The following is a 7,064-nucleotide window of genomic DNA, read 5'->3' on the forward strand; positions in this document are numbered from 1 at the left end:
CTTAGTTTTCCTCCTTTTCTACCTGAGCACTGTCAGACGAGATGACACCATCACGAATGACAATCTGGCGTTTGGCATAGGCAGCAATCTCAGGCTCATGCGTGACCATGATAATGGTCTTCCCTTCCTTGTTTAACTCCACCAACAGCTGCATGATTTGATTTCCCGTCTTGGTATCCAAGGCTCCTGTGGGTTCGTCTGCTAGGATGATAGAGGGATTATTTACCAAGGCACGCGCAATCGCTACACGTTGCTTTTGACCACCGGATAATTCCGAAGGTAAATGATGACTACGCTCCGTCAGCTCAACCTTTTCCAGAAATTCCTCAGCCAATTTCCGACGTTTTGAAGCCGAAACACCAGCGTAAATCAAGGGCAATTCGACGTTTTGAAGTGCATTGAGCTTAGACAAGAGAAAGAACTGCTGAAAGACAAAGCCGATTTGCTGGTTGCGAACCTTGGCCAGTTGTTTCTCTCCAAGGCCTGCCACTTCTTGTCCTTCAAGGTAGTACTCTCCACTAGTTGGTGTATCCAACATTCCGATGGTATTCATCAACGTAGACTTACCAGAACCAGATGGTCCCATAATGGCAACAAACTCACCTTCATGAACTTCTAGATTGATATTTTTAAGGACCTGCAGTTCTTGGTCACCATTTCGATAACTTCTACAGATATTTTTGAGACTAATTAGTTTCTTCATCAGCCTTCACCTCTTTTCCTTCTTCCAAGGAAGATGTTGGATTACTGATGACCTTGGTACCGTCTGTCAAACCTGAAGTAATTTCTTGGTTGTCTGCGTCCGCATTCCCCAAAGTAACTTCTACCTTCTTCGCTTTTTTCTGGTCGTCAACGATCCAGACATAGTTTTTGTCATTTTCGGTAACGACACTTGTCAAAGGAACAAGGATGGCTTTACTTTTGTTTTTGACTTCCACACTAACAGAGAATCCTTGTTTCAACTCACCGATATCGCTGGTCACATCAACAGTATAAGGGTACTTAGATCCAGTATTTCCTCCAAGGGCTGCATTTGCTGCTTCGCCATTATTTTTAGGGTAGTCAGAAATGTAGCTAATCTTACCAGTCCAGCTCTTATCTTGGTAAACCTTCGAAGTAAAGGTAACTTCTTGCCCAACAGAAAGGTTAGCAAGGTTGTATTCAGACAACTCCCCTTTGACCTGTAAGTTTTCGTTACTTACGACATGAACTACCACTTGGCTATTACCTGTTGGCGATTTGGAAACATTACGATTAACTTCAACTACAGTCCCTTCTAGTGTACTGAGGACAGTTGCAGCATCTAGCTGAGCTTGGGCCTTGTTGAGTTGGGCAACAGCATCTGCACGGTTATCCTTGGCATCACTTATTTGAGAATCAATAGAAGATACGGAAGGAGTTGCTGCTTGCGCTTGTTCTGGAAGTCCAGCTTCTGTTGGAACCTGTGGAGAAGCTGGTGTAGCTGATGCATTTTCACGAGCTTTGTTTAACTCCTCGATATGACGGTCTGCCTTTGCAACTGCACGATCGGCTGCATCATAGGCAGCTTGAGCATCTGCACTGCTGTATTTGACCAACGCTTGCCCTGCTTCGACCTTGTCCCCAACCGAAACAAGTATTTCATCTAAATCTCCCTTGCTAGCATCAAAATAAATGTATTGTTCATTTTTTGCTGTAACCGTACCTGACAAGAGAACCGATGAAGCAACAGAACCTTCCTTAGCAGTAACGATATGAGAGGTTTCCTCCTTGACTGCTGACTGGGAAGGTTGTCTAAAAATCAAAATCCCCGCAGCACCGATAACAATGGCACTGGCAACACCAATCGCTGTGTATAATTGCCATTTTTTTACCTTCTTATTTCTTTTCATTTTTAAGCTCCTTTATTCTTTTGCCTTACAAAAACCATTATATCAGAAATACCGAGACCAAACAATGACAGTTCAGATGGAAACAATGACAATTCAGGATCATTATTTCGTTCGGTATCCGTTTATTGGACCATTGTGCTAGATATATAATACAATATCTTTTTGAATTTGGCAAGCGTTTTTATAATTTTTTTATCGTAGTAGATTTTTTGCTAACTTCTCAAAGTAACTTCCACTTGGCTGGTCAAAGTGGAAATTAGTCTAAAACGGATTTTTATGGTGGAATTAAGTGTGAGACGTTTAAGTTAGAAATGAGGTCTACTATGACAAAACATAAACATCTTACCCTTTCAGACCGTAACGATATCCAGCTAGGTTTAGAGCGCGGTGAAACCTTCAAAGCTATCGGACAAGCCATTCTAAAAGACCCATCTACTGTTTCCAAAGAAGTCAAACGAAACAGACAAGTCCGAGAGTCTACATGCGATAACCTTCCTTGCCCTTTACTCGATAAGGCTCCCTTTGTCTGTAATGGATGCCCTAAAAGAAGACAAAATTGTGGCTATAAGAAGATCTTCTACCTAGCTAAACAAGCTCAAAAGCAGTACGAACAAACTCTTGTCGAAGCTCGTGAAGGAACTCCTCTCAATTCCAAGACCTTCTGGGACATGGATAAAGTCATTTCTGATGGTGTTAAAAAGGGACAACACATCTATCATATCCTCAAAACTCACAACCTTAATGTCAGCTCCTCAACCGTCTATCGACATATCCGAAAAGGATACCTATGAGGATTTCCAAAACTATTTAGTACTGAATCAACTAGACTCTTGGTTGGAAATGGACACAGTTCTGGTGAGGATAGGAGGTAAAGTCCTACTCACCTTCAATTTATCTTTCTGTAACTTTATCTTCGCTAGACTTCTGGATAATAAAACTGCTCTTGAGGTTACCAAACACCTCTATGACATCAAGAACACTCTTCACCAAGCTGACAAAGATTTCTTCCAACTCTTTCCTGTCATTCTTACCGATAATGGTGGAGAGTTTGCCAGGGTTGATGACATCGAAATGGATGTGCGAGGAGAGAGTAAACTCTTCTTTTGTGATCCTAATCGCTCTGACCAGAAAGGGAGAATTGAGAAAAATCACACGCTGATTCGCGACATTTTACCTAAGGGAACTTCCTTTGATAACTTAACTCAAGAGGACATCAATCTCGTTTGTTCGCATGTCAACAGTGTCAAACGGGCTGCTTTGAATGGAAAGTCAGCCTATGAACTTTTTGCCTTTACTTATGGAGAAGAGATTCCTAAGCTTTTCGGCATTTCTAAAATACCTGCAGAAGACGTCTGTCAGTCGTCTAAATTACTCCAACATAAGTTCTAAAAACTAACCTAAAACCCCATTCAAACGTCTCACACTAACTTCCACCATAGCGGAACTTAATCTGAAACGCTTTCAGATGAGGGGATTTTGTGCGCTCTTTTTTTCGATTCATTTTAGTTACAAAAGCGATGAAATCAAGCATTAGTAAAACCAGTGGAACTTACCCTGACACGGATTTCCACTGGTTTTTAGAATTTTTATCAGATTAACTTCCACTTCTACTAGTGGTGGAACTTACTTTGGGAATTTACCTAGCAGATTTTTGCATTCAAAAAATAAAAACGATAGAATATGACTATCAAAGCTATAAGGAGTTTTCTATGAGAGAATATGATATCATCGCCATCGGTGGAGGAAGCGGCGGCATTGCCACTATGAACCGAGCTGGCGAACACGGTGCTAAAGCTGCTGTTATCGAAGAGAAAAAATTAGGTGGAACCTGCGTCAATGTCGGCTGTGTTCCTAAAAAAATCATGTGGTATGGAGCTCAAATCGCTGAAAGCTTCCACCACTACGGCCCTGACTATGGTTTTACAAGTTCAGATGTTCAATTTGATTTTGCTAAACTTCGTCAAAACCGTGAAGCCTACATCGACCGTGCTCGCTCGTCTTATGATGGAAGTTTCAAGCGCAACGGGGTTGATTTGATTGAAGGTCGTGCTCATTTCGTTGATTCCCACACCATTAGCGTTAATGGTGAATTGATTCGTGCCAAGCATATCGTGATTGCGACTGGCGCTCGTCCAAGCATCCCAACTATTCCTGGAGCTGAACTCGGTGGCAGCTCAGACGATGTCTTTGCTTGGGAGCAACTTCCTGAATCCGTTGCGATTCTTGGAGCTGGTTATATCGCCGTTGAATTAGCAGGTGTTCTCCACGCGCTAGGAGTAAAAACGGATTTGTTTGTCCGTCGTGATCGTCCCTTGCGTGGTTTTGACAGCTACATCGTTGAAGGACTTGTCAATGAAATGGAAAAAACAAACTTGCCACTTCATACTCACAAAGTCCCTGCCAAGTTAGAAAAAACTGCTGAAGGCATTACCATTTATTTCGAAGACGGTTCTAGTCACACTGCCAGCCAAGTTATCTGGGCTACCGGTCGCCGTCCAAATGTAGACGGTCTTGAGTTAGAAAAGGCCGGCGTTACACTCAACCAACGTGGATTTATCCAAGTGGATGAGTATCAAAATACAGTTGTAGATGGTATCTACGCCCTTGGAGACGTTACTGGTGAGAAGGAACTGACCCCAGTAGCCATCAAGGCAGGACGTACCCTCTCTGAACGCCTCTTCAACGGAAAAACAAATGCCAAGATGGACTACACGACTATCCCTACTGTTGTCTTCTCACACCCAGCAATCGGAACCGTCGGTTTAACCGAGGATCAAGCTATCAAAGAATACGGCCAAGATCAGATCAAAGTCTACAAGTCAAGCTTTGCATCTATGTACTCAGCCGTTACAAACCATCGTCAAGAATCTCGCTTCAAACTCATCACCGCCGGTGCTGACGAAAAAGTTGTTGGACTTCACGGACTTGGTTACGGAGTGGATGAGATGATTCAAGGATTCGCTGTTGCTATCAAGATGGGAGCAACCAAGACGGACTTTGATGCTACAGTAGCTATCCACCCAACCGCTTCAGAAGAATTTGTAACCATGCGCTAATTATCGCAAGAGACCTCTTGAGGTCTCTTTTTACTTGTAAAATCGGCTGTTACAAAATTGTTACCTTAATTTCAAAAATAGGTTGACTTCTGTTACTAAATTAGTATAATAGTTACTATAATTTTGAAAAGAGGTTAACAGTTTTGAAAAAAGCTCATATCTATGCTATCCCAGCTATCGGTGCTGCTCTCATCGCCGTATTAGCACAAATTAGTCTCCCTATCGGTACTGTACCTTTCACTTTGCAAAACTTCGCGATCGGTCTGATTGCTACTGTTTTTAGACCTAGGGAAGCCGTTCTATCTGTTGCTCTCTACCTCCTGCTGGGCGCCATTGGTCTACCTGTCTTTGCAGGGGGTGGTGCAGGATTTCACGTTTTAGTCGGTCCAAGTTCAGGCTATCTTTGGTTCGACCTTGTCTATGCAGGACTTACATCTTATCTCATCCATCAAAATAGTGGCTATATTCGCATTTTCCTAGCCAACCTCTTGGGTGATTCACTCGTCTTTGTCGGAGGTATTCTCAGCCTCCACTTCCTTGCTGGTATGTCATTCGATAAGGCACTCGCTGTCGGAGTCCTTCCCTTTATCCTTCCTGATCTTGGTAAGATTATTGCCATTAGTTTCATTAGCCGTCCCCTACTCGAACGATTTAAAAGCCTTCCTTATTTCTCAAGATAAAAAAATAGTCCAGAACAAGTGTTCTGGACTATTTCCTTTCCAATTACTTCCTAAGAACTAACTGAAAATCAAGTCTCATCTAGAGATTATTTATTTTTACGGCTTACAAAGTACAATCCACCAGTCACTGCCATCAAGGTAAGTCCTGCAACTACTGCTACATTAGATGCTTTTTCACCAGTGTTAGGAAGTTGAGGTTTTGGCCCTGGTTTTTCTGGTGTTGGTTTAGCTTGGTCTGTTACAATCAGTTTATTACCTTCTGATTTTACAGTGTTCCCGTTTGCTGATTTGACAGTTACTTTGCCGTCTTTTTCAACTGTGAACGTAATATCTGTTACTGCTAGGTAACCTTCTGGGGCTGATTCTTCATGGAAGACATATTCACCTTCTGCTAATTTAAGCGTGTGGTTCTTACCTTCTTCTGATGTCCATTCTGCAATGACACGGTCACCTTGCTTAATTTGAATCTTAGCTCCGGAAATTTCTTTTCCACCAAGATTTACCTTGCTAAATACTACGTCTTTTTCTTTTGGTTTTTCTTTAACCCTAACTGTAATCAAGTTTTGAATGTTACTATTAATAGAAACATAGATATCAACTTCCATTAAGTCGTTTATAAGAGCATCTTTTGAAGCGTCCTCAGCAGCCGAACGAAGTGCAGCCTTTTGCTCGTTTTGGAACTGATGTTGATAGGTAGTATCATATTGTCTAGTTTTACCTTGTTGATAGTAGTACTCGTTTTGGGTTACTGCATAGTTTGTATCAGGATGAGTCGCCTTATAGTACAAGATTCTCTTTAATTTTTTAACATCAGCGCTTTTAGAGTCCGAGTAATTCAATATTTGCTCATCTGTAGCATTTATAATCTTAGTATAGTTATCCTTGGTAGTGGAATAGCTTGGACTATGATGATTTGACTGCAAACAGAGTGCCCAAAGAGCGTCTACATCGCCACTAGAATCTACAACTTTTCTATAATTAGTCGCATCATAGGCGGTATATTTCTTACCGTTACTATCTGCATGAACAAGCGTATAACTTAAACCGACGATAGCTAGTATAGAAGTGACCAGTACCGATATCTTTATTAGTAAATCTTTCATTTTCTAAATATCTTTCTTTTATTTTTTAGACAATAAACTGCGCTAGAATATCCCCCCAACACCCAGACTATCCTGCTAAAAACTGTCCTTTATTAGGATATATATATACCATATTTGTCAAGTATTTACAGCAAATTATTTTAAAAATATCTAATATTCTAATTCATGAAAGTTCTATAATGAAGTTAGCCACCCAGCACTCCTAAAAATTAGATGGTTCAACTGGCTTATAGCTAGTACTCGATTTCATTTGATAAGAGGCTTGATGCTGTTAGGCTGGTGAGCCAAGGCTAAGACTAGCCTTGGTTTAGCTAACGAAACAGCTTCAAGGGTTCCTCTTGCCAAATGAAAGCT

The 7,064-nt window shown here is 41.4% G+C and carries 5 protein-coding genes and 1 pseudogene; 3 read left to right on the forward strand and 3 right to left on the reverse strand.

Annotated elements, in window-relative coordinates; translation table 11 throughout:
• Nucleotide 1: 1 nt before the first annotated feature.
• On the reverse strand, nt 2-703 hold the full coding sequence (locus tag FGQ53_RS03085; RefSeq protein WP_000733788.1) for an ABC transporter ATP-binding protein: 702 nt from the start codon (nt 701-703) through the stop codon (nt 2-4).
• Nucleotides 687-1,871 carry an efflux RND transporter periplasmic adaptor subunit gene (locus FGQ53_RS03090; protein WP_138335665.1) on the reverse strand — a complete coding sequence of 395 codons (1,185 nt, stop codon included), beginning with the start codon at nt 1,869-1,871 and terminating at the stop codon, nt 687-689. The genes FGQ53_RS03085 and FGQ53_RS03090 overlap by 17 nt, the downstream gene beginning before the upstream one ends.
• 323 nt (nt 1,872-2,194) lie before the next feature.
• Between FGQ53_RS03090 and FGQ53_RS03095 the strand changes: the two are divergent.
• The 3 genes and pseudogenes from FGQ53_RS03095 (at nt 2,195) to FGQ53_RS03105 (ending at nt 5,607) form a co-directional block, all read left to right on the forward strand.
• Nucleotides 2,195-3,260: pseudogene (locus FGQ53_RS03095) on the forward strand (transposase).
• 320 nt (nt 3,261-3,580) lie between these two features.
• A complete protein-coding gene (gene gor, locus FGQ53_RS03100; protein ID WP_138335667.1) occupies nt 3,581-4,927 on the forward strand; it encodes a glutathione-disulfide reductase in 1,347 nt (448 codons plus the stop codon).
• A gap of 143 nt (nt 4,928-5,070) precedes the next feature.
• A complete protein-coding gene (locus FGQ53_RS03105) occupies nt 5,071-5,607 on the forward strand; it encodes a biotin transporter BioY (RefSeq protein ID WP_138335669.1) in 537 nt (178 codons plus the stop codon).
• 86 nt (nt 5,608-5,693) lie between these two features.
• Here FGQ53_RS03105 and FGQ53_RS03110 read toward each other — a convergent pair whose 3' ends face one another.
• Nucleotides 5,694-6,710, reverse strand: coding sequence for a SpaA isopeptide-forming pilin-related protein (locus FGQ53_RS03110; protein ID WP_138335671.1), 1,017 nt, complete (start codon nt 6,708-6,710; stop codon nt 5,694-5,696).
• Nucleotides 6,711-7,064 lie beyond the last annotated feature (354 nt).

The organism is Streptococcus mitis (assembly GCF_005844455.1).
In the GTDB taxonomy this organism is placed as follows: Bacteria; Bacillota; Bacilli; order Lactobacillales; family Streptococcaceae; genus Streptococcus; species Streptococcus mitis_BF.

Excerpts from the sequence above, each read along its gene's own strand:
- FGQ53_RS03090 (WP_138335665.1), bottom strand. The coding sequence starts at position 1,871 with ATGAAAAGAAATAAGAAGGTAAAAAAATGGCAATTATACACAGCGATT.
- gor (WP_138335667.1), top strand. The coding sequence starts at position 3,581 with ATGAGAGAATATGATATCATCGCCATCGGTGGAGGAAGCGGCGGCATT.
- FGQ53_RS03085 (WP_000733788.1), bottom strand. The coding sequence starts at position 703 with ATGAAGAAACTAATTAGTCTCAAAAATATCTGTAGAAGTTATCGAAAT.
- FGQ53_RS03110 (WP_138335671.1), bottom strand. The coding sequence starts at position 6,710 with ATGAAAGATTTACTAATAAAGATATCGGTACTGGTCACTTCTATACTA.